Below are 23693 nucleotides of genomic sequence, written 5' to 3'. Positions count from 1 at the left end.
ACGGATCACTGTTATGTTAAGCCCCCTGCTCCGCCGTTATACATGGAATAGCGCCTGGTTATATAACGCCAGGATTTTTATTGCGCTTTGTGGCACCACGGTTGCGCCGTGGTGGATTGGCGAAGTCAAACTCACGATCCCGTTAACGCTCGGGGTGGTAGCCGCTGCGTTGACCGACCTCGACGATCGCCTCACCGGGCGGCTACGTAATCTCGCCATTACGCTGGTCTGCTTCTTTATTGCTTCCGCATCGGTGGAATTACTGTTTCCGTGGCCATGGCTGTTTGCTATAGGCTTAACCCTGTCCACGACGGGCTTTATCTTGCTCGGCGGTCTGGGTCAACGCTATGCCACCATTGCTTTCGGCGCCTTACTGATCGCTATCTACACCATGTTAGGGGTCACTCTGTATAACAGTTGGTACCTGCAGCCGCTCTTTTTGCTGGCTGGCGCCATCTGGTACAACGTATTAACACTCGCCGGTCATCTTATTTTCCCCATTCGTCCGCTGCAGGATAACCTTGCGCGCAGCTATGAACAGTTGGCGCAGTATCTTGAACTTAAATCACGGTTGTTCGATCCGGATATCGAAGATGAAAGTCAGGCGCCGTTGTACGATCTGGCGCTCGCCAACGGCAAACTGGTTGCGATGCTGAACCAAACGAAAGCGTCTTTACTGACGCGCCTGCGCGGCGACCGCGGGCAGCGCGGTACTCGTCGTACCCTACAGTACTATTTCGTCGCTCAGGACATTCATGAGCGTGCCAGCTCGTCGCATATTCAGTATCAGACGCTTCGCGACCATTTCCGCTACAGCGATGTGATGTTCCGTTTCCAGCGGATGCTGTCGATGCAGGCGCAGGCGTGTCAGAAACTCTCCCGCGCCATCCTCTTACGCGTTCCGTATCAGCATGATGCGCATTTTGAACGCGCCTTTATGCATCTTGACGCGGCGCTGGATCGCGTTCGCGCCAGCGGCGCGCCGCAAGATCAGGTCAAAGCGCTGGGTTTTCTACTCAATAACCTACGCGCCATTGATGCGCAATTGGCAACCATCGAATCGGTGCAAACCAGCGTGCTGGCCAGCAACCATCCCGAAAACCTGCTTGCAGACGATCGCCCCAGCGGCTTTAGCGATATCTGGCTACGGCTGCGCAGCAATATGACGCCGGAATCGGCGCTTTTCCGCCATGCGGTGCGCATGTCACTGGTGCTGTGCGCGGGCTATGCCTTCATTCAGTTTACCGGCCTCAACCACGGTTACTGGATTCTGCTGACCAGCCTGTTTGTTTGCCAGCCGAACTATAACGCTACCCGGCATCGCCTGGCGTTAAGGATCATCGGGACATTGGTAGGGGTCGCTATCGGGCTACCGGTGCTGCTGCTGGTTCCCTCGGTCGAAGGCCAGCTATTGCTCATTGTACTAACCGGTGTGCTGTTTTTCGCCTTTCGCAACGTCCAGTATGCGCATGCCACTATGTTTATCACGCTGCTGGTACTGCTGTGCTTTAACCTGTTGGGCGAGGGATTCGAAGTCGCTTTACCGCGTATCCTCGATACATTAATCGGCTGCGCTATCGCCTGGGCGGCAGTGACCTTTATCTGGCCAGACTGGAACTTCCGTAATTTACCTCGGGTACTTGATCAGGCTATCAACGCTAACTGCCGTTATCTGGACGCTATTCTTGAGCAGTACCATCAGGGGCGCGACAACCGTCTTGAGTATCGCGTCGCCCGACGTAATGCACATAACCGGGATAGCGAGCTGGCATCAGTGGTATCCAATTTATCCACAGAGCCAAAAGCCGACAACACAATGCGTGAAACCGCATTCCGCCTGCTGTGCCTTAACCATACGTTTACCAGCTATATTTCCGCGTTGGGGGCGCACAGGGAGAAACTGACGACGCCGGAAATACTGGCGTTACTCGATGATGCCGTCTGCTACGTCGATGATGCGCTGCATCATTCTCCCGCGGACGAACAGCGCGTTCAGCAGGCGCTCAGCAACCTGCAATCACGTATTCAACACCTGGAACCGCGAGCCGACAGCAAAGAACCATTGGTCCTGCAGCAGATTGGGCTACTGCTCGCACTGCTGCCGGAAATATGTCGCCTGCAGCGCCGGATTGCCGGTCAACCAGAATAATCCTCCACGCCGTACCCTTGCGTATTAGCCCACTCCCGTAGCTCCTGGCGCCGCTGCGCCGGGAGCGCGGCGGAATGGGTGCCGGCAATCGCGCCCGCCAGGGACTCAAGGACATTGATTGATATTCCTTTATTATGCTCCCTCAATTTTAACCAGCTTTTTTCCGCACCAATTGTACGCAGCATTTTCACATCGGTTATTCCGGCATGAATCAACATCAATTCCATGTGGAAACTGATATTAGGCAAATCTTTTAGCCTGCCAGAATCACGCTGATGCTGCTTTTCGCTACGCGCCGTATGCAAAGACAGCTCCGAGAGGTGAAACAGCATTTTACTGTCCTGCCATAATGCTTCATCTATACGGTAATATTTTAGCGCTACCGGCCGACCATTTTTGCGCATGGTTAACATTGGGCTATGATGCTCGACCCGATATTCTGCGCTTTGCTCACACACTCTAAGATAGATTTCGCCTTCGGCCACCATGGCAAACACGGTATTGTCTATCGCCAGGCTGTAACCGCCAAATAGAGGCCGGCTACTGATTTTGCCTAAGGGAGAAAGGCACTCCTGAAACTGGAGGAACCGTAATTTTGATAGTTTCTTCATGATCATTCCTTTGGTAATCATGCATATAAAAGTAATTTTTATTAACGGATCCGTTATTGAAGAAAATAAGTGAGTTCGTTTTGTGCAGCAAGATGAATTTTGGCTTCATTTCAACCAGCTCGCCGTTTTGCGAGGCGCTTTCAGGAAAAAGTTATTCTGCAAATCGTGTTGCAGAGACTCGCTGAATACTTAAGCAATGTTAATTGATAAACAGCATATCGGCCCCATCGACATCATGCCCGGTAGCCGTGAAGCAAAGATAAATAGAGGGAAATATCTCCTGCGGCTTCAGCATGGGGACAGTGAATTCATATAAACAAGTCGCCGCAGCTCTGATTCATAGCCGGGTAGAGTGCATAAAATATATGCAAAAGTGGGAAAATGAGGTTGACGTTAACCCCTGGTGGATATACTGTATATACATACAGTAACTCACAGGCGAGATAGACTATGTTTACTTCAGCTCACGCAAATCGTTCACCACTGACTTCGGCTTCAGTACGTCGCCCTTCGCACAGCGTCGTCGAACATTCAGCCACTGGGCTGATTAGTGAAATCGTCTATCGCGAAGATCAACCCATGATGACGCAGCTTTTGTTGCTACCTTTATTACAACAGTTGGGCCAGCAGTCGCGCTGGCAACTGTGGCTCACGCCGCAGCAGAAGCTGAGTAAAGAATGGGTACAATCATCCGGTCTGCCGCTATCAAAAGTGATGCAAATTAACCAGATGTCGCCCTGCAACACTCTGGAATCGATGATTCGCGCTTTACGTACCGGGAATTATAGCGTGGTTATTGGCTGGCTGACGGATGAACTTACTGAACAAGAGCATGAACGCCTGGCGCTCGCCGCAGAAGAAGGTCATGCGATGGGCTTTATCATGCGCCCGGTGAGAAATACAAGCCAGCCTGGGAGACAATTAAGTGGGCTAAAAATTCACTCAAATTTATATCATTGAGTGAAATTAGGATTAATCCTGGAATTTTTTTTGCCTCATCAAAAACCATTCTCGTAAAGTGGTTAATTTCACAGAGATCCCGGTGTGGTGCGGTTTCGCGACTTTTTACCGTGTTCACAAATTAACCATATTTGTTAAATATTGTGTATACAACCCTTTTTTTTCATATGCCTGACCGAGTTCACACTTGTAAGTTTCTAACTAAGTTGTAGACTTTACATCGCCAGGGGTGATCGGCTTACGCTGCATGTATCAGCATAGTTAACAACGAGTCACGCCCCCGGTGAAGGATTTAACCGTGAGGTCTTATGTACCATCATGGCGAATTTTGGATGATAATGAGGCGCAAAAAATGAAAAAGACAGCTATCGCGATTGCAGTGGCACTGGCTGGCTTCGCTACCGTAGCGCAGGCCGCTCCGAAAGATAACACCTGGTATGCAGGTGGTAAACTGGGTTGGTCCCAGTTCCATGACACCGGCTGGTACAACAGCAACCTGAACAACAATGGCCCGACCCACGAAAGCCAGCTGGGCGCTGGTGCGTTCGGTGGTTATCAGGTTAACCCGTACCTCGGTTTCGAAATGGGTTACGACTGGCTGGGCCGTATGCCTTACAAAGGCGACAAAGTTAACGGCGCATTCAAAGCTCAGGGCGTTCAGCTGACCGCTAAACTGGGTTACCCGATCACTGACGATCTGGACATCTACACCCGTCTGGGCGGCATGGTATGGCGCGCTGACTCCAGCAACAGCATCGCTGGCGACAACCACGACACCGGCGTTTCCCCAGTATTCGCTGGCGGCGTTGAGTGGGCAATGACCCGTGACATCGCTACCCGTCTGGAATACCAGTGGGTTAACAACATCGGCGACGCAGGCACTGTAGGCGTTCGTCCGGACAACGGCATGCTGAGCGTTGGTGTTTCCTACCGTTTCGGTCAGGAAGACAATGCACCGGTTGTAGCTCCGGCTCCGGCTCCGGCTCCAGAAGTCACCACCAAGACCTTCACCCTGAAGTCTGACGTACTGTTCAACTTCAACAAAGCAACTCTGAAACCAGAAGGTCAGCAGGCTCTGGATCAGCTGTACACCCAGCTGAGCAACATGGACCCGAAAGACGGTTCTGCAGTTGTTCTGGGTTACACCGACCGCATCGGTTCCGAGCAGTACAACCAGAAACTGTCTGAGAAACGTGCTCAGTCCGTTGTTGACTACCTCGTAGCTAAAGGCATCCCGGCTAACAAGATCTCTGCTCGCGGTATGGGCGAATCTGATCCGGTTACCGGCAACACCTGTGACAACGTGAAAGCTCGCGCTGCACTGATCGACTGCCTGGCTCCGGATCGTCGCGTAGCGATCGAAGTTAAAGGTTACAAAGACGTAGTAACTCAGCCGCAGGCTTAAGTTTTCTACGATAAAAAACCCCGCTGATGCGGGGTTCTTTTTGGCCTGATTTTGAGCTCAAAAGAAAAATCACAAGCAACGTCGCGACAATACTTACTCTTTTCCTAAGAGCACCTGCAGATCGTGCTTCAGGCTCGACATCTTGCTGGCATATTTTTCTTTATGCTCGGCGTCTTCAATCAGCTGTACGATGGTTTCTGATAATGTCTTTCCTCGCCGTTGGGCAAGCCCGGCCAGGCGTTGCCAGACAACGAACTCCAGATCGATGGACTTTTTCCGCGTATGCTGATGCTCGGCGTTAAAATGACGCTTGCGTCGTGCGCGAATAGTCTGCTTCATCCGGTTAGCCAGCTCCGGATTCATATGCTGATCGATCCAGGTATTCACCAGAACAGGTTCATTTTCGAGCGTCAGCAAGACATCGACCGCGGCTTGCGCAGCGCTGGCTTCAATATAGCGGGTAATCAGCTCACCTTCCCGGTGCTTCTTTACCAGATATTTCCATTTCCAGCCGCTTTCAAGGTTTTCCAGTTGTTGATATTTCATTGCGATCTCAATGTGACCGTGTAACTCATTTCAGGATATCAGTTTTTTCTGGATGTGCTGAGAATAAATCATCTTTCGTGATGTGGACGATTCCATTATCAGCGTGATAAACGCAATCCTCCGTGTGCTCAGACGCGGCATCGGGTATAATCGCTCGTTTTACATCTGACTAAAAAACAGCGACTTTGACCATTACGAAACTTACCCGAAACGACCTCGCTCCTGATACGGAAAGTTATCAGGCGCTGTTTACCCAGGTCAATCTCGCCGAGGCAGAGGCATCCCTCGCCGGCGATCTACAGCCCCGTTTATTTTATGCGCTGGAACAGCTTCTGATCACGCCAGCCATTTCATCTTTTATGCTGGTAAAGGCGCCGGAAGAACCGGAATATCTGCATTGGGTAGCCGAAGCCGCCCGCAGCCTGCAGCAACCCACAACAGCGCTCTTCGGTGTACGCTATCAGGTCAACGGCGGCAACGTAACCATGTCGCCAGCCCAAAGCGCGGAAGACAATTTTGCCAGCAGCGGTCCGGTTGAATCCGCCGACTGGATTGAAGCGGAACAGCTCTTTGGCTGTGTACGCCAGTTTAACGGCGAAATTTCGCTGCAGCCTGGCCTGGTCCATCGCGCGAACGGCGGCGTCCTGTTGCTCTCCCTGCGCGCGCTGCTGGCCCAGCCGCTGCTGTGGATGCGCTTGAAGAACATGGTGACCCGTCAGTGCTTTGACTGGCTGTCTATTGACGAATCCCGCCCTCTTCCCGTTAGCATTCCCTCCATGCCGCTGAACCTGAGGATCATTCTGATCGGCGAGCGCGATGCGCTGGCTGATTTCCAGGAGATGGAACCGGAACTCGCGTCGCAGGCCATTTATAGCGAGTATGAAGACAACCTGCAGATAGCCGATGCCGAGACCCTGAAACTCTGGTGTCAGTGGGTCTGGCAGAATGCTCGCCAGCTTTCGCTACCGGGGCCGGCGGCGGACGCATGGCCGCTGCTGATTGCAGAAGGCGCTCGAGACACCGGCGATCAGGAGACGCTTCCGCTTTCCCCTCTCTGGATTAGCCGCCAGCTGCGTGAAGCGGCAGCCTTCTGCGAAGGCGAATGGATTAGCGGCGCGGAGATGCAAACCATGCTTGAGCGCCGTGAATGGCGTGAAGGCTATCTTGCCGAGCGGATGCGCGATGAAATTCTTCTCGATCAGATCATGATTGATACCGAAGGCGAATGCATCGGTCAGATCAACGCCCTGTCGGTAATCGAGTTTCCAGGCCACCCGCGCGCCTTTGGCGAACCTTCGCGCATCAGCTGCGTAGTGCATATCGGCGACGGCGAATTCATCGATGTAGAACGCAAAGCTGAACTCGGCGGCAATATTCACGCCAAAGGCATGATGATCATGCAGGCGTTTATCATGTCCGAGCTTGAACTTGAACAGCAGCTGCCGTTTAGCGCATCGCTGACCTTCGAACAGTCCTACAGCGAAGTGGATGGCGATAGCGCCTCAATGGCCGAGCTGTGCGCTCTCATCAGCGCGCTGGCCAATGTGCCGATTAACCAGAGTATTGCGATTACCGGTTCGGTCGATCAGTTCGGTCGCGTCCAGCCGGTCGGCGGACTGAACGAAAAGATTGAAGGTTTCTTCACCATCTGCCAGCAGCGCGGATTAACAGGCAAGCAAGGCGTCATTATCCCGTCTGCCAACGTCCGTCATCTGAGCCTCGCCCAGGAACTTCGCCAGGCAGTGGCTGACGAGCAGTTCTTTATCTGGGCCATTGACGACGTTACCGAAGCCCTGCCGCTTCTCACCCAGCTGCAATGGGATGGCGAAGGACAAACGCTACGACAAACTATTCAGGAACGGATTGCGCAGGCGATGCAACAAGAGACTCGCCATCGTTTTCCATGGCCGCTACGCTGGTTAGGCGGATCAAATTCGAACTGATCGGACTTGTTCAGCTTACACGTGTTAGCTATCCTGCGTCCCGAACTCAAAATAAGGCTTACTGAAAACATGGTAGATAAACGCGAATCCTATACAAAAGAAGATCTTCTTGCCTCTGGTCGTGGTGAACTGTTTGGCGCGAAAGGCCCGCAACTGCCGGCGCCAAGCATGCTGATGATGGACCGCGTCGTCAAGATGACCGAAACCGGCGGCAACTACGACAAAGGTTACGTTGAAGCTGAGCTCGACATCAACCCTGACCTGTGGTTCTTCGGTTGTCACTTCATCGGCGACCCGGTAATGCCTGGCTGCCTGGGTCTGGACGCAATGTGGCAACTGGTTGGCTTCTATCTGGGCTGGCTGGGCGGCGAAGGGAAAGGCCGCGCGCTGGGCGTAGGCGAAGTGAAATTTACCGGTCAGATTCTGCCGACGGCGAAAAAAGTCACCTATCGTATCCACTTCAAACGCATTGTAAACCGTCGCCTGATCATGGGCCTGGCGGATGGCGAAGTGCTGGTTGATGGTCGTCTGATCTACTCTGCAACTGACCTGAAAGTCGGTCTGTTCCAGGATACTTCCGCGTTCTGATTTACCTTCCGTACTTATCCTGAAGTACAAAAGGTCCTGAAGTACAAAAGGCGAAGCCTTCGCAGAGCGAAGGCTTCTTTTTTAAAGAGACAGTCAGGCAGTTTGCACCCTGTCCTCCATGGCTTCTCGCCAACCTCCTAGCCAATGGGACCTCTGATTAAGGGTCTGGTAGGGACACATTTCTTTCGATCTGCCGGTAATGCCGGCCTGATATCCACGCTGATGTGCCCGTTCCAGGCGATCTCGTTTTTGTCTCTTCATGCCTCGTTTCCCTCATTATTTGATCTGGTGGAAAAGAAAACAGTGGTCACTAAATATGCAACCACGTATAACCTTTACCGCGAAACGCAGGCAGCGTCAATGCGCAAAATTCACGCCAGTGTCATATTTGTGAGCTATATGAAAGTTCATTTGTACAAAAATCGTGAGCCAGCACAACTATCAACCTGACGCGGCAAATAAAAAAGCCGCGGCGATTTTTCAGGTCGCGGCGGCTTGTATTGTATTAATTTTACTTATGGCAGGCGGTTCAGCTCACTCGCAATCGCGGTGGCTTCCTGGCTCCAGGCCTGCGCCAGGGTCTTAACCATCGCGTCGTAGCCATCCTGCTGTTGCTTAAGTTCAATATTGAACGGACGCTTAATTAACTGCCCCTGATGCTTAAGCAGCCATTCACCGCTAACGATGACCCGGCCGTCGTAGCGACCGTGGAAACCGCTTACGGAGACGTTAAGCGTATCCTGCTCGCTGCCTAACGGCTGCGATGCCACCACCCAACCCGGCAGTTGGTTACTCAGATTCGCCACCAGCGTGGTACGTAACTGCTGGTCCAGCGGGCTGGCCCACAGATTGTTATTAGCAATCACATACTGCACATCGGTCGTCTGATAAACCACGCCATTGCCGGCCAGATAATCAGGGATACTGACCTGCTCAACCCACAGCAAATTCTTGCTCTGGTTGACGGCGCTTTGCGCGCCGCTCTTTGCTACCGGTAATTGATAGTAAGTTTTACTCTCACCACCGCTGCTGCAGGCCGTCAGTACGCATACCGCTGCCGCCACTAACCACTTTTTCATTGTTTCGCTCCCTTCGGCTGCGGATCTTTTTTATCCTTGGCCTCAAATACCAGCGCATTGCTCTTGTCGTTGAGGGTTTTCAGTACCGGCTGCAGTTCACGAAGCACCTGATCCAGCCGCTGCATATCCGCAACCATCTTATTGTAGGCCGCCGAGCCCGGTTGGAAGCCCTGCATACTGCGATTCAACTCGCGCAACGTGCTCTGCATATCGGCAGGAAGCTGCTGCATCGACTGGCTTGAAGTGATCTTATTCAAGTTGTCGAGCGTAGTCTGGACACGCTGCATGGTTTTCTGGCTCTGCGCCAGGGTACTGGTCGCCTGCTCCAGCAGTGGGTTAATCGGCAGGTTGTTAATCTTATCGAGCGCATCCATCAGACGCTGCTGGATCTGCGCCAGACCGCCGCTGACGGTTGGAATGATCGGATAGCCGCCGAACTCCTGAATCTTGCCGCGCGGAGGCGCTTTCGGATAGAAGTCGAGATCGATATACAGCGCCCCGGTGACCAGGTTGCCGGTTTTCAGCGAACCGCGCAGGCCGCGGTTGATCAGATCGTCAATATGCGCGCGAATGTTAGGGTCGCCGCCCAGCTGGTTGATTAGACGTTCTGGCTCAATACGCACTTCTACCGGAATACGATAATCATCGTTCAGGCTCTGTTTCAAACCGGGGATAAAGAACGGTACTTTGCCGACGGTACCAAGGCGAATACCGCGGAATTCAACCGGCGCTCCCGGCTGCAGACCACGCACCGAATCTTTAAAGAACAGGACGTAATCGATATGCTGGGTGAACACCGAATCCTGGATACTCTTCTGATCGTCAAACAGGTGGTATTCCGTTTTATTCGCCACCGGCTCGCCGAGATCCAATCCTTCCGGAATATCAAAGCTTACACCGCCGCCAAACAGCGTCGACAGCGATCCCATCTCAACGCGCATTCCCGCAGAGGTAAGATCAACCGCAATACCACTATCTTTCCAGAAGCGAACGTTAGTGGTCACCAGACGGTCGTTCGGCGCGTTGATAAACAGCTGATAAGTGATGCGGCGCTTCTGCGTATCAAAGGTGCTGGTTTCAACCGAACCAACGCGATAGCCGCGGAACAGCACCGGATCGCCGGGCGAGAGTTGCCCGGCTTTGCTACTTTCCAGCAAAACACGGATACCTTTGGCATCCGGTGAAGCCAGCGGCGGCGAATCCAACAGCGGATACTGCGGCGCGACAGAGCCTTCTTTACCCGGCTGCAATTCGATATAGGCGCCGGATAGCAAGGTGCCGAGGCCGCTGATCCCCTCGCGCCCCACCTGCGGTTTCACCACCCAGAACACCGAATCTTTATGCAGTAGCTTCTGCATCCCCGAGTTCAGACGCGCTTTAATTTCTACGTGTTTCAGGTCATCAGTCAGGATAGCGCTTTCCACCACCCCGACATCAACGCTGCGGCTCTTGATACGCGTTTTACCCCCTTCAATGCCTTCGGCGTTGGTGGTAATAAGCGTCACCTCCGGCCCCTGATGGCTGTAGTGGTAAAACAGTATCCATGCGCCGATGAGCACAGTCACAATCGGAAAGATCCAGACCGGTGACCAGTTTTTCACCTTCTGCACTTTCGCTTCTCCGCTCTTATTTTCCATGCTGTTGCATTTCCTCATGGCTTGGATCTGGTTCACGGTCCCACAATAGACGTGGGTCAAACATTATGGCCGAGAACATGGTCATGACAACGACCAGCGCGAACATCACCGCGCCTATCGCCGGATAGATATTCATCAAGCCTCCCATGCGCACCAGCGCCGAGAGTACCGCGATGACAAAAACGTCGATCATTGACCAACGGCCAACAAATTCAACCACTTCATAAATCAGGTGCATACGCTCTGAATCACGCGCGCCGTTTCCGTTCGCGCTCCAGCACAGCCAGCCGATAGCGATCATTTTTAACGTCGGCACCATGATACTGGCGATAAAGATAACCAGCGCGACCGGGTAAGAGCCCTCACTCCACAGCAGAACGACGCCCGCCATGATTGTCGACGGCATTTTATCGCCCAGCAGATCGGTAATCATAATCGGCAGAATATTGGCGGGTAAATAGAGCACAAACGACGTCATCAGCAGCGCCAGCGTCCACTGCAGGCTGTTTTTACGCCGCGGGGTACCTTTGGTGTGACAGCGCGGACACTCTTTCTCATCCGCTGGCAGCACCGCCGTGCAGCACGAGCAGGAGCGCAGACCCTGACGCAGCCCCGGCACGCCAGGGCGCAGCGGCTGCTTGATGACCGGCATTGGCGCAATATCTTCCCACAGCCAGCGGCGATCGACGCACTGAAACGCCCGCAACTGCAGCAGGCAGAACAGACACCAGGGAACAAAGCTCAGTCCAACGCCGATATCACCGTAGGCCATGAGTTTAACGAAGCTGACCAGCACCCCGGCGAGGAAAATCTCGGCCATCCCCCAGCTTTTGAGGTGAAACAAAATCCGCGCCAGAAACGCCTTCAAGCGTGAAGGCATATGAACGCGATTGACCAACAATAAGATGGTCACCAGACAAAACGCCGGGACCAGTTGGACAAACAGTAAAAAGAACGTACCAAGGCTGGCGTAATCCTCGGTGAACAGCACGTTTGGTATTTCCAGCAGCTCAATTTCGCTGCTGATCCCGCCGACTTTCATATAAACAAAAGGGAACAGGTTTGCCAGTAGCAGCATGAACAGCGCCACCAGCGCATAGGCCGTGGGACGCTGCCGCGGCGCGTCCCACGATGTGGTGAGCGTGGTGCCGCAGCGTGGGCATGCGGCTTTCTGGCGATGCTCCAGCGGCGGCAAAGCCACCAGCAGATCACATTGTGGGCACAATATGTGCCGCGCAGCATGATGATGATCGCACATGAACACTCCTCAGCTTAAGCGCCGTTTTTGAGTCCTTCGAGATATTCCCAGCGTTCAAAGGCCGCTTCCAGGGCCTGTTCCGCTTCCGCTAACTGCGCCAGCACCTGCTGGGTCTGGTCATGCGGCTGGCCGAAGAACGAAGGATCGGCAACTTTTTCCTGCAGCGTCTGCAGTTGAATTTCCAGATCTTCCAGCTTCTGCGGCAGCTGTTCCAGTTCGCGCTGCAGGTTATAGCTTAGTTTGCTGGCGGCGCGTTTGACACTTTCTGCTTTCGGTTGAGCGACTTCCGCCGGTTTTTTTACAATCGTCTGTTTATTCGCCAGCGACTGCGCTTGCTGTCCGCGCGCGTCGTGATAACCGCCGATATATTGGCCGATACGGCCGCCGCCCTCGAAGATCCAGCACTCGGTCACGGTGTTGTCGACAAACTGACGATCGTGGCTCACCAGCATCACGGTGCCCTGGTAGCCATCGATCAGCTCTTCCAGCAGCTCCAGCGTTTCGACATCAAGGTCGTTAGTCGGTTCATCGAGGATCAATAAGTTACTGGGTTTCAGGAACAAGCGCGCGAGCAGCAGGCGGTTACGCTCCCCGCCGGACAACGCGCGTACCGGAGTCATCGCCCGTTTTGGATGGAACAGGAAGTCCTGCAGATAGCCCAACACGTGACGCGGCTTACCGTTAACCATCACCTCTTGCTTACCTTCCGCAAGGTTATCCATCACCGTCCGATCCGGATCCAGCTCCGCGCGGTGCTGGTCGAAGTAGGCGACTTCCAGCTTGGTACCGACGTGAATACGCCCGCTATCGGCCTGTAGCTGGCCGAGCATCAGCTTCAGCAACGTGGTTTTACCGCAGCCGTTCGGGCCAATCAGCGCAATCTTGTCGCCACGCTGGATTTGCGCGGAGAAATCTTTGACCAGCACTTTGCCGTCAACCTGATAGTTGACGTTTTCCATCTCAAAGACGATTTTGCCGGAGCGAGAAGCCTCCTCGACCTGCATCTTCGCGCTGCCCATCACTTCACGGCGTTCGCCGCGCTCGCGACGCATCGCCTTCAGCGCGCGGACGCGCCCTTCGTTGCGGGTACGACGCGCTTTAATCCCCTGGCGGATCCACACCTCTTCCTGCGCCAGCTTGCGGTCGAATTCAGCATTCTGCAGCTCTTCGACGCGCAGCGCTTCTTCTTTATCCAGCAGATATTGATCGTAATTGCCCGGATAGGTCACCAGCTTGCCGCGATCGAGGTCGACGATGCGCGTTGCCATATTGCGGATGAAAGAACGGTCGTGCGAAATAAAGATGATGGTGCCTTTAAAGGATTTGAGGAACCCTTCCAGCCAGTCGATAGTTTCGATATCGAGGTGGTTGGTCGGTTCATCCAGCAGCAGCACGCGCGGCCCGCTGACCAGCGCGCGACCCAGCGCCGCTTTACGCAGCCAGCCGCCGGAGAGCGACGCCAGCTGCGCGTCGGCGTTAAGGCCAAGCTGCTCGATCACTTCATTAATACGGCTATCTAACTGCCACAGCCCAAGGTTATCCAGCTGTTCCTGCAGGCGAGCCAGTTCATTTAAATTTTTGTCGCTCGGATCGGTCATCACCTGATGCGAAACATCATGGTAGGATTTCAGGTACGCCGCCTGCTCGGCAATACCTTCCGCGACAAAATCGTACACCGTGCCGGCGACATTACGCGGAGGATCCTGCTGCAGACGCGCGACGATCAGATCCTGTTCATAAATAATACGCCCATCGTCCAGCCCCTGCTCGCGGTTGAGGATTTTCATCAGGGTCGATTTGCCGGCGCCGTTACGCCCTACCAGGCAGACGCGTTCGTTATCTTCGATATGCAGTTCAGCGTTATCCAGCAGCGGCGCATCGCTGAACGAAAGCCAGGCGCCGTGCATACTAATCAGTGACATTCTTTATTCCTTTCAGGCCGCGGTAATCAGCCAGCAGTTGTGGATCTGACGGTTGCGGGCAAAATCCTGCGACAGCGTTTTTTGCGAAATTTCTTGCGCCTTCAGGCCAAGCGCCGCCAGCCCGTCATGATCCATACGGAAACCGCGTTTGTTATTCGAGAACATAATCGTGCCGCCTTTACGCAGCAGACGTTTTAAATCGGTCATCAGACGGATATGGTCGCGCTGCACGTCAAAGGCATCTTCCATACGTTTGGAGTTGGAGAAGGTCGGCGGATCGATAAAGATCAGATCGAACTGCTCGGTGCTTTCCCGCAGCCAACCCAGTACGTCCGCCTGCATCAGGCGATGCGCGCGGCCGGTTAAGCCGTTCAGACGCAGGTTGCGTTCCGCCCACTCCAGATAGGTGCGCGACATATCGACGGTCGTGGTGGAGCGCGCGCCGCCGAGACCGGCGTGGACGCTGGCGCTGCCGGTATAGGAGAACAGGTTGAGGAAATCCTTACCCTTGCTCATCTGGCCCAGCATACGACGGGCAATACGGTGGTCGAGGAACAGACCGGTGTCGAGATAGTCGGTAAGGTTAACCCACAGACGCGCGTTATACTCCTGTACCTCGATAAAGTCGCCCTTCTCCGCCATCTTCTGGTACTGATTTTTACCCTTCTGCCGCTCGCGGGTCTTCAGCACCAGCTTATTCGGCGCGATCCCTAACACCGCGATAGTCGCGGCGATAATATCGAACAGACGCTGGCGCGCTTTGTGCGCATCGACGGTTTTCGGCGGCGCATACTCCTGCACCACCACCCACTCGCCGTAGCGGTCAATAGCCACGTTGTATTCCGGCAAATCGGCATCGTACAGGCGATAGCATTCAATGCCTTCCTGACGCGCCCACTTTTCAAACTTCTTCAGGTTTTTACGTAAGCGGTTGGCGAAATCTTCCGCCAGCATCGCCGGCTTGCCGCCTTCGCTTTCCGCCAGATGATAGTTCTTCTGTACGCAGTCCAGCGGGCCGTTTTTGGCTTTAAACTGTTTATCGGCACGCAGTTGCAGGCAGCTCAGCAATTCCGGCGAGGCGCTGAAGACCGACAGGTTCCAGCCGCCAAACTGGTTTTTCATAATCCGCCCCAGCAGGCTGTGCAGGGCAATCAGCGCCGGTTCGCTTTCCAGGCGCTCGCCGTACGGCGGGTTGCTGATAACGGTGCCGTACGGGCCTTTCGGCAGCGGATTATTGAGCTGTGCGACGTCTTTCACTTCAAAGTTGATGAGCTCGCCAATTCCGGCGCGGCGGGCGTTGCGGCGCGCGCGTTCAATCACGCGCGCGTCGACGTCAGAACCATAGAAGCGCGATTCATAAGCGGCCAGCCCCTGGCGCGCGCGCGTTTGTGCCTCGGCTTTCACCTCTTTCCAGATGACGTCATCATGCTGTGCCCAACCGCCAAAGCCCCAGTGGCCGCGGTGCAGGCCCGGCGCGCGATCGGTCGCCAGCATCGCCGCTTCAATCAGCAGTGTGCCGGAGCCGCACATCGGATCGAGCAGCGGTGTTCCCGCTACCCAGCCGGAGCGCATAACGATTGCCGCCGCGAGGTTTTCTTTGATAGGCGCCATGCCGGTACCGTCACGGTAGCCGCGCAGATGCAGGCCTTCGCCGCTCAGATCCAGCGAGATATGCGCCGTCTCTTTGTTCAGCCAGACGTTGATACGCAGATCGGGGTTTTCACGATCGACATTCGGACGCGGCAGGTTTTTACGCGTGAAGCTATCGACGATAGCGTCTTTGACTTTCAATGCGCCATACTGACTGTTGCGGATCTCCTCGTTGAGGCCGCTAAAATGCACCGCAAAGGTGGCGTCAGTGGTAAAGATCTCCGTCCACGGAATCGATTGAACCCCCAGGTAGAGATCCAGATCGCTATACACGCTGCACTCACCCAGCGGCAGCATGATGCGCGAGGCCAGCCGGCTCCACATCAGGCTTTGATACAGCAGTCGCGTATCTCCCTGAAAATGAACCCCGCCCTGGACAACCTGGCACTCCGTGGCGCCAAGTCCTTCCAGTTCAGTTTTTAACAGCTCTTCAAGACCACGAGCCGTGCTGGCAAACAGAGATTTCATATCGTCACTTTTACTTAAAGAAAATTGGTGCGCATTATAGCCAATATGTGCCCTATGTCATAAAGTTAAAGGCTTATTTTTGAACCCAGGGGCAGCGTATGGTAACGCTATCGAAACTTTTTATTCATCCCGTCAAATCCATGCGCGGAATTGGCGTCACCCATGCCTTTGCCGATATTAGCGGCATGGCCTTCGACCGCATCTTTATGCTGACTGAAACCGACGGTACGTTTATTACCGCGCGGCAGTTTCCGCAGATGGTAAAATTCCTGCCTTCGCCGCTTCATGACGGCCTGCACTTGACCGCGCCGGATGGCAGCAGCGCGCTGGTGCGCTTTGATGATTTCGCTCCCCAGGGCGAGCCGACGGAGGTGTGGGGCAACCATTTCACCGCCTTGATCGCGCCGGCCGCCATCAACCAGTGGCTCAGCGGCTTCTTCAACCGCGACGTCCAACTGCGCTGGCTCGGGCCGCAGCTAACCCGGCGAGTAAAACGTCACGACGCGGTGCCGCTCTCCTTCGCCGACGGTTATCCCTACCTGCTCGCCAACGAGGCCTCACTTCGCGACCTGCAGCAGCGGTGCCCTGCCAGCGTAAGCATAGAACAATTTCGCCCTAATCTGGTGGTCACCGGCGCGGCGGCGTGGGATGAAGATAGCTGGAAAGTCATTCGCATCGGCGAGGTAGTATTTGACGTCGCCAAACCCTGCAGCCGCTGCATTTTTACCACCGTCAGCCCGGAACGTGGGCAAAAGCATCCGTCCGGCGAGCCGCTGGAGACGTTAAAGCGTTTTCGTACCGCGCAGGATAATGGCGATGTCGATTTTGGCCAGAATCTGATCACCCGCAACAGCGGCGTGATCCGCGTGGGTGATGAAGTGGAAGTGCTGACCCGTGGTCCGGCTAAAGCCTATGGCGCCGGCGATAGCGACGATACGCTGGCGGCGGATACGCAGCCAAAAGCGACGGTTGAGATTGAGTGGCAAGGGCAACAGTTTACCGGCAATAACCAGCAGGTACTGCTGGAGCAACTGGAACAACAGGGTATTCGTATCCCTTACTCGTGCCGCGCCGGGATCTGCGGCAGCTGTCGTATCCGCCTCGAAGAGGGAGAAGTGAGTCCGTTAAAGAAAAATGCGGTCGCCGCGGATGGCACCATTTTATGCTGCAGCTGCGTACCGAAAACCGCGCTGCGCCTGGCGCCTTAAACCGCCTGCCCGAGGCTGTAGCTGGCCGCGCTCTGCGCCGGCTGCAGCCTGTCATTCATAATTTTTATCACATCGCCTAACTGCATCACCCGGCCAGCCAGAGTTAGTCCAGGCTGCGCCAGCAGGCAAAGCGTGGCGTTTTCACCCGGTTCGACCACCAGCAAATTGACCTGCTCGCCGGTATCGCTGATCCACACGCTGGCAGCGTCGCCGCTGGCGGGTTGCCAGTTCTGCTGATGCGTGGTGAAATGCCAGCTCTTCGGCATCTGCGGTTTTAGAAAACGGATCGCGGTTAAGGCATTTAATACTAATTCGGCACGCTGCTCTTTGTTTAATTCAATTTCGCGGCATTTTTCTTCAAAAGAAAAATAAAGCGCCGCGTCATCGACGCAGAATCCCGACGGTGCGAAAGCGTCAGGCGTTAACATGCGCCGGGCAAAACGTGAGCGAAATAACATACCATTGGCCAGATCGAGCATCATGCGGTCATGCTCTTCGTCGTAATACCAACGCCAGTTATCGTCAGGTTTAATCCGCATTTCTACCCCCGTCCTCTTCCACTTCCTTCTGCAAAGCAATGGCATCCTGCTACAGAATAATTTCTAAAATTAAGAAAAGACTAAAATGTCTAAATAAGCAACAATGAAGGAATATAAAACAACCAGGGCCGGAAATAAAGCCCTGGGGAAGATTCAGAGACGGAAAAGATTAGATGTGTGTAACAATTTCTTTAATCAGCGGCGGGCCTTTAAAAATAAACCCGGAATAAATCTGCACCAGCGTGGCGCCAGCAGCCAGCTTTTCACGAGCGGCAATCACCGAGTCAATACCGCCAACTCCGATAATTGGCAAACGACCATTTAATTCCGTCGCCAGCATACGAATAATTTCGGTGCTTTTTAATTGTAATGGACGACCACTCAACCCACCGGTTTCATCACAATGCTTCATCCCCTGGACCAGTGAACGATCGAGGGTGGTATTGGTAGCAATGACGCCATCAATATTATGGCGAACTAAGCTGTCGGCCACCTGGATCAATTCCTCGACGGAAAGATCCGGGGCGATCTTCACCGCCACAGGAACATATTTTTGATGTTTCTGTTGAAGTTCGAGCTGCTTATTTTTAATACCGCCGAGTAAATCATCCAGCGCTTCACCATATTGTAGAGTACGTAGCCCTGGGGTATTCGGCGAGGAGATATTAATGGCGATATATCCAGCGTATGGATAGACTTTTTCCATACAAATCAGATAATCATCTTTACCCTGCTCAACCGGGGTATCTTTATTTTTACCGATATTAATCCCCAGTACGCCGTCAAAATGCGCTTTTTTCACATTCTCGACCAGGTTATCAACACCGTGGTTATTAAAGCCCATGCGGTTGATCAAACCTTCGGCATCGACGAGACGGAAGATCCTCGGCTTGTCATTGCCCGGCTGTGGACGCGGGGTTACGGTACCAATTTCAATTGAGCCGAAGCCCATCGCACCGAGCGCATCAATGCACTCGCCGTTTTTATCAAGCCCGGCCGCCAGCCCCAGCGGATTCTTGAAAGTGAGCCCCATGCAGGTAACGGGTTTCGACGGTACTTTTTGCCGAACCAGTATTTCCAGCGGCGTGCCGGTTACGCGGCGTAATTGTTGGAAGGTTACTTCATGAGCGCGCTCAGGATCGAGCTGAAAAAGAGCTTTACGAACGAAGGGATAGTACATGAACTCTCCTGGATTCCCGGTGTGCAAACCGGGGGCGTATTATGTTCGATCCGCGCCCGAAAGGGAATTGACCTGCGACAAAAAATCACGTGTCCAACGCAAACGTTTACTTCTCTACCGCCTGTTATGCGCATTTTGGCAATTTAACGCCGGAAAAATCATTTAGGGAAATAAACGCCCTCTGTCACACTGCCATAAAATGTTATCAATTATAGATAAATGCAAACATTTGGTTATAAGGAGAGAGTATGCGCGTTATTACACTCGCGGGCAGTCCCCGCTACCCTTCTCGCTCAAGCGCATTGCTGGAGTACACCAGAGAGAAACTTGCCGCAGCCGACATCGAAGTCTATCACTGGCATTTACAGAATTTTGATCCCGAAGATCTGCTTTACGCCCGCTTCGATAACCCCGCTCTGCATACCTTAAATGAACAACTGGCCGGCGCCGATGGCCTGATTATCGCCACCCCCGTCTATAAAGCCTCTTTTTCCGGCGCGCTGAAGACGCTGCTCGACCTGCTGCCGGAACGCGCTCTGGAAGGCAAAATTGTCCTGCCGCTGGCGACAGGCGGCACCATCGCCCATATGCTGGCGGTCGATTACGCTCTGAAACCGGTGCTTAATGCCCTGAAAGCGCAGGAAATCTTACATGGCGTTTTCGCCGATGATAGCCAGGTCACCGATTATCAACACAAGCCGCAGTTCACACCGAATCTGCAAAACCGTCTCGACCAGGCGCTGGAGACCTTCTGGCAGGCGCTGAATCGCCGCAACAGCCGTATCTCCGGACTAAAGACATTACAGGGGGTTGAGCATGCTTAATCCTCTGCGCGCCCTGACTCTCGGCGGGCTACTCATGCTTTCCTTTATTACGCATGCGGCCCCGCAGGCGCCGGAAGCGTTACGCATCGGCTACCAGAAAGGCAGCGTCAGTATGGTGCTGGCGAAGAGCCATCAGTTGCTGGAGCAGCGCTATCCGCAAACTAAGATCTCATGGGTCGAGTTTCCCGCCGGGCCGCAAATGCTGGAAGCGCTGAACGTCGGCAGTATTGATATCGGCAGTACTGGCGATATTCCACCGATTTTCGCTCAGGCTGCCGGCGCCGATCTGGTCTATATCGGCGCGGAACCCGCGAAACCGAAAGCGGAAGTGATTCTGGTTGCCGATAACAGCCCAATCAAAAGCGTGGCAGAACTGAAAGGACGTAAGGTGGCGTTCCAGAAGGGCTCCAGCTCGCACAATCTGCTGCTGCGCGCTCTGCAGCAGGCAGGCCTGAAATTCAGCGATATCCAGCCGGTATATCTTGCCCCCGCCGATGCCCGCGCCGCATTTCAGCAGGGTAATGTCGACGCCTGGGCTATCTGGGATCCCTATTACTCTGCGGCGCTGCTGCAAGGCGGGGTACGGGTACTGAAAGATGGTAGCGACCTGAAGCAGACCGGTTCGTTCTATCTTGCCGCCCGTCCTTATGCCGAAAAGAACGGCGCCTTTATCGAAGGCGTGTTGGCGACCTTTAGCCAGGCGGATGCCCTGACCATCAGCCATCGCCAGGAAAGTATTGCCCTGCTGGCCAAAACGATGGGGCTACCCGAAGCGGTAATCGCCAGCTATCTCGACCATCGTCCGCCAACCGCGATATCCCCGGTAAGCGCGGAAACGGCCGCTCGCCAACAGCAAACCGCCGATCTGTTCTATGAGAACAAGCTGGTACCGAAAAAAATCACTATTCAAAACCGTATCTGGCAGCCTGCCCCCGCACAAGGAGCGAAATCATGAGTCTGAATATGTTCTGGTTCTTACCCACCCACGGTGACGGCCGCTATCTGGGCACCGACGAAGGGGCGCGCCCGGTAGACTACAGCTATCTGCAGCAAATCGCCCAGACCGCCGACCGACTCGGCTTTACCGGCGTACTTATTCCCACCGGACGCTCCTGTGAAGATGCCTGGCTGGTTGCCGCTTCAATGATCCCCGTCACCCAGCGGCTGAAGTTCCTCGTCGCGCTGCGCCCAAGCGTCGTATCGCCTACCGTCGCCGCGCGCCAGGCAGCTACGCTTGATCGGCTCTCTAATGGCCGGGCCTTGTTCAACCTGGTCACCGGCAGCGATCCAAATGAATTAGCCGGCGATGGCGTATTCCTCGACCACACCGAACGCTATGAAGCCTCCGCCGAGTTCACCCATATCTGGCGCAAGCTGATGGAAGGCGAAACCGTGACCTTTCACGGCAAACATCAGCACGTACGCGGGGCGAAACTGCTCTTCCCGCCGCAGCAACAGCCGCGACCGCCGCTCTACTTTGGCGGCTCCTCGGACGTTGCCCAGGATCTGGCCGCCGAACAGGTAGACCTCTATCTGACCTGGGGCGAACCGCCGGCGCAGGTGGCGGAAAAAATCGCCCAGGTGCGTGAGAAAGCCGCGCGCCTCGGCCGCAGCGTCCGCTTTGGTATTCGTTTGCACGTCATCGTTCGCGAAACCAATGAAGAGGCATGGCAAGCGGCGGAAAGCTTAATTTCCCATCTGGATGACGAGACCATCGCCCGCGCGCAGGCAGCCTTCGCGCAAACCGATTCTGTTGGCCAGCACCGCATGGCGGCGCTGCACAACGGCCGTCGCGACAAACTGGAGATCAGCCCGAACCTGTGGGCCGGGGTCGGTCTGGCGCGCGGCGGCGCAGGTACTGCGCTGGTTGGCGATGCGTCCACCGTCGCTGAACGTATTAATGAATACGCCGAACTTGGCATCGACAGTTTTATCTTCTCCGGCTACCCGCACCTTGAGGAAGCCTGGCGAGTCGGCGAACTGCTGTTCCCGCTGCTCGATGTCAACGTTCCGACGATCCCTCAGCCGCAAAACCTGCGCCTGCAGGGGGAAGCGGTAGCGAATGAATTTATCCCGCGTAAAGCGGCGCAAAGTTAGGGAGCGAACTATGGCAGCCTCTTCGCAAAAACTTCTGTTACGCCTCGCCCCCTGGTTTTTACCGGTAGGCACCGTGTTGATCTGGCAATTGGCGTCCTCGGTAGGCTGGCTCTCAACCCGTATTCTCCCCTCTCCGGAGGGGGTACTGAAAGCCTTCTGGACGCTCTCCGCCAGCGGCGAACTGTGGCAACATCTGGCGATCAGTTCCTGGCGCGCCTTGCTTGGCTTCGCCATCGGCGGCTCCATCGGCCTGACGCTCGGGCTCATTAGCGGGCTCTCGCGTTGGGGCGAACGCCTGCTGGATACCTCCATCCAGATGTTGCGCAATGTGCCGCATCTCGCGCTGATCCCCCTGGTGATTTTGTGGTTCGGTATTGATGAAAGCGCCAAAATATTTCTTGTCGCGTTGGGGACGATGTTTCCGATTTATATCAATACCTGGCACGGCATTCGCAATATCGATCGCGGTCTGGTGGAAATGGCGCGTAGCTATGGCTTATCCGGATTCGCTCTTTTCCGCCACGTGATCCTCCCCGGCGCCCTGCCCTCGATTATGGTCGGCATTCGCTTCGCCCTCGGATTGATGTGGCTGACGCTTATCGTCGCTGAGACCATCTCCGCCAATGCCGGCATCGGCTATCTGGCGATGAACGCCCGTGAGTTTCTGCAAACCGATGTGGTGGTGGTCGCCATTATTCTTTACGCCATACTCGGCAAGCTCGCCGATTTCAGCGCGCAACTGCTGGAACGCGTCTGGTTGCGCTGGAACCCGGCGTACCGTCTTCAGGAGGCTAACGCATGAATACTGCTCGTCTTAATCCCGGGATCCCGCTGTTACTCAATGGGGTCAGTAAACGCTACGGCGACAATGTCATTCTCAATGAGCTGGATTTACATATTCCTACCGGGCAATTTGTCGCGGTGGTCGGCCGCAGCGGCGGCGGTAAAAGCACCCTGCTGCGCCTGCTGGCCGGGTTGGAAAAACCCAACGGCGGCGAACTACTGGCAGGCGCGACGCCGCTTGCGCAGATTCAGGAGGATACGCGCATGATGTTCCAGGACGCGCGGTTGCTGCCCTGGAAGACGGTTATCGACAACGTTGGGCTTGGGCTGAAGAGCCAGTGGCGCGATGCCGCTCGCCAGGCGCTGGCCAGCGTCGGGCTGGAAGAGAGAGCCGATGAGTGGCCGGCCGCGCTTTCCGGCGGGCAAAAACAGCGCGTTGCGCTGGCCCGCGCGCTGATCCATCGCCCGCGCCTGTTATTGCTGGATGAACCGCTGGGAGCCCTCGACGCCCTCACCCGCCTGGAAATGCAGGAATTGATTGTTTCGCTCTGGCAGGAGCACGGCTTTACCGTGTTGCTGGTAACTCATGATGTGAGTGAAGCGGTGGCGATGGCCGACCGGGTGCTGTTAATAGAAGAAAAGAAAATCGGCCTCGATTTGAACGTGGATATTCCACGTCCGCGGCGGTTCGGCTCGGCGAAGCTGGCGGAACTGGAAGCACAGGTGCTCGATCGGGTGATGAAGCGCGGCGACAGCGAGCGCGCGCCGCGTTTGTTTAGTCATGGCTAACTAACGTCCCCGGCCCGCGCTTCGCTCGGCCGGACTACCAAATCGCAAAGCGCTGTA

21 protein-coding genes are annotated in these 23693 nt (G+C 54.9%); 11 read left to right on the top strand and 10 right to left on the bottom strand.

Annotation, left to right across the window (positions count from 1 at the left end; all coding sequences use genetic code 11):
- Positions 1–13 precede the first annotated feature (13 nt).
- Positions 14–2149: a YccS family putative transporter gene (yccS, locus tag PGS10_RS04960; RefSeq protein ID WP_047045644.1), complete on the top strand. Its 2136-nt coding sequence runs from the start codon at positions 14–16 to the stop codon at positions 2147–2149.
- Here the strand turns inward: yccS and PGS10_RS04955 are convergent.
- Entirely contained in the window at positions 2137–2760 is a 624-nt protein-coding gene (locus PGS10_RS04955) for a TfoX/Sxy family DNA transformation protein (protein ID WP_045395642.1), read from the bottom strand. The two genes, yccS and PGS10_RS04955, sit on opposite strands and share 13 nt — an antisense overlap.
- A gap of 450 nt (positions 2761–3210) precedes the next feature.
- On the opposite strand from PGS10_RS04955, the gene sulA reads away from it, so the two are divergent.
- Positions 3211–3720, top strand: coding sequence for an SOS-induced cell division inhibitor SulA (sulA, locus tag PGS10_RS04950; protein WP_020079240.1), 510 nt, complete (start codon positions 3211–3213; stop codon positions 3718–3720).
- Between the two features lie 352 nt (positions 3721–4072).
- Entirely contained in the window at positions 4073–5125 is a 1053-nt protein-coding gene (gene ompA, locus PGS10_RS04945; RefSeq protein ID WP_080473199.1) for a porin OmpA, read from the top strand.
- A 93-nt stretch (positions 5126–5218) separates the two neighbouring features.
- Here the strand turns inward: ompA and matP are convergent, their stop codons facing one another.
- Positions 5219–5671: a macrodomain Ter protein MatP gene (matP, locus tag PGS10_RS04940; RefSeq protein ID WP_015367432.1), complete on the bottom strand. Its 453-nt coding sequence runs from the start codon at positions 5669–5671 to the stop codon at positions 5219–5221.
- Between the two features lie 185 nt (positions 5672–5856).
- Between matP and PGS10_RS04935 the strand changes: the two genes are divergently transcribed.
- Together PGS10_RS04935 and fabA are read left to right on the top strand one after the other, a co-directional pair.
- A complete protein-coding gene (locus tag PGS10_RS04935) occupies positions 5857–7614 on the top strand; it encodes a Lon protease family protein (RefSeq protein ID WP_316422498.1) in 1758 nt (585 codons plus the stop codon).
- A 69-nt stretch (positions 7615–7683) separates the two neighbouring features.
- The gene (gene fabA, locus PGS10_RS04930; protein WP_015704907.1) at positions 7684–8202 is read left to right on the top strand and encodes a bifunctional 3-hydroxydecanoyl-ACP dehydratase/trans-2-decenoyl-ACP isomerase; all 519 of its coding nucleotides are present in this window, start codon (positions 7684–7686) and stop codon (positions 8200–8202) included.
- A gap of 93 nt (positions 8203–8295) precedes the next feature.
- Here the strand turns inward: fabA and rmf are convergent, their stop codons facing one another.
- The 6 genes from rmf to rlmKL all read right to left on the bottom strand — a co-directional run bounded on the left by rmf (position 8296) and on the right by rlmKL (position 16216).
- The gene (rmf, locus tag PGS10_RS04925; RefSeq protein ID WP_015704906.1) at positions 8296–8463 is read right to left on the bottom strand and encodes a ribosome modulation factor; all 168 of its coding nucleotides are present in this window, start codon (positions 8461–8463) and stop codon (positions 8296–8298) included.
- 254 nt (positions 8464–8717) lie between these two features.
- Positions 8718–9281, bottom strand: a complete 564-nt coding sequence (pqiC, locus tag PGS10_RS04920) for a membrane integrity-associated transporter subunit PqiC (protein ID WP_015367436.1) — start codon at positions 9279–9281, stop codon at positions 8718–8720.
- Positions 9278–10918 (bottom strand): intermembrane transport protein PqiB, encoded by a 1641-nt coding sequence (gene pqiB, locus PGS10_RS04915; RefSeq protein ID WP_042892880.1) that lies wholly within the window; start codon positions 10916–10918, stop codon positions 9278–9280. The genes pqiC and pqiB overlap by 4 nt, the downstream gene beginning before the upstream one ends.
- Complete coding sequence (gene pqiA / locus PGS10_RS04910) at positions 10908–12176, bottom strand: membrane integrity-associated transporter subunit PqiA (protein ID WP_316422496.1); 1269 nt, start codon at positions 12174–12176, stop codon at positions 10908–10910. The genes pqiB and pqiA overlap by 11 nt, the downstream gene beginning before the upstream one ends.
- Positions 12177–12190: 14 nt before the next feature.
- The gene (locus PGS10_RS04905) at positions 12191–14098 is read right to left on the bottom strand and encodes an ABC transporter ATP-binding protein (RefSeq protein WP_063414325.1); all 1908 of its coding nucleotides are present in this window, start codon (positions 14096–14098) and stop codon (positions 12191–12193) included.
- Positions 14099–14110: 12 nt separating this feature from the next.
- The gene (gene rlmKL, locus PGS10_RS04900) at positions 14111–16216 is read right to left on the bottom strand and encodes a bifunctional 23S rRNA (guanine(2069)-N(7))-methyltransferase RlmK/23S rRNA (guanine(2445)-N(2))-methyltransferase RlmL (protein WP_316422494.1); all 2106 of its coding nucleotides are present in this window, start codon (positions 16214–16216) and stop codon (positions 14111–14113) included.
- Positions 16217–16314: 98 nt separating this feature from the next.
- Between rlmKL and PGS10_RS04895 the strand changes: the two genes are divergently transcribed.
- Complete coding sequence (locus PGS10_RS04895; protein WP_316422493.1) at positions 16315–17424, top strand: YcbX family protein; 1110 nt, start codon at positions 16315–16317, stop codon at positions 17422–17424.
- On the opposite strand, the gene zapC is transcribed toward PGS10_RS04895, so the two are convergent.
- Both zapC and pyrD read right to left on the bottom strand, forming a co-directional pair.
- Positions 17421–17963 (bottom strand): cell division protein ZapC, encoded by a 543-nt coding sequence (gene zapC, locus PGS10_RS04890; protein ID WP_045395659.1) that lies wholly within the window; start codon positions 17961–17963, stop codon positions 17421–17423. The genes PGS10_RS04895 and zapC overlap by 4 nt on opposite strands.
- Before the next feature lie 169 nt (positions 17964–18132).
- Complete coding sequence (gene pyrD, locus PGS10_RS04885; protein WP_020079247.1) at positions 18133–19143, bottom strand: quinone-dependent dihydroorotate dehydrogenase; 1011 nt, start codon at positions 19141–19143, stop codon at positions 18133–18135.
- A 248-nt stretch (positions 19144–19391) separates the two neighbouring features.
- On the opposite strand from pyrD, the gene ssuE reads away from it, so the two are divergent.
- The 5 genes from ssuE to ssuB are packed head-to-tail and all read left to right on the top strand — an operon-like array spanning position 19392 to position 23636.
- Positions 19392–19967, top strand: a complete 576-nt coding sequence (gene ssuE, locus PGS10_RS04880) for an NADPH-dependent FMN reductase (protein ID WP_045395662.1) — start codon at positions 19392–19394, stop codon at positions 19965–19967.
- A complete protein-coding gene (locus PGS10_RS04875; RefSeq protein WP_045395665.1) occupies positions 19960–20922 on the top strand; it encodes a sulfonate ABC transporter substrate-binding protein in 963 nt (320 codons plus the stop codon). The genes ssuE and PGS10_RS04875 overlap by 8 nt, the downstream gene beginning before the upstream one ends.
- Entirely contained in the window at positions 20919–22064 is a 1146-nt protein-coding gene (gene ssuD, locus PGS10_RS04870; protein ID WP_213797506.1) for an FMNH2-dependent alkanesulfonate monooxygenase, read from the top strand. Before PGS10_RS04875 ends, ssuD begins: the two co-directional genes overlap by 4 nt.
- Before the next feature lie 10 nt (positions 22065–22074).
- Positions 22075–22866 (top strand): aliphatic sulfonate ABC transporter permease SsuC, encoded by a 792-nt coding sequence (gene ssuC / locus PGS10_RS04865; RefSeq protein WP_015367447.1) that lies wholly within the window; start codon positions 22075–22077, stop codon positions 22864–22866.
- The gene (gene ssuB, locus PGS10_RS04860) at positions 22863–23636 is read left to right on the top strand and encodes an aliphatic sulfonates ABC transporter ATP-binding protein (protein WP_213797508.1); all 774 of its coding nucleotides are present in this window, start codon (positions 22863–22865) and stop codon (positions 23634–23636) included. The genes ssuC and ssuB overlap by 4 nt, the downstream gene beginning before the upstream one ends.
- Positions 23637–23693: the final 57 nt, after the last annotated feature.

It is taken from the genome of Klebsiella sp. 141153, assembly GCF_032601995.1.
GTDB lineage: Bacteria > Pseudomonadota > Gammaproteobacteria > Enterobacterales > Enterobacteriaceae > Klebsiella > Klebsiella aerogenes.
This window is presented reverse-complemented; position numbering and strand designations above follow the sequence as displayed.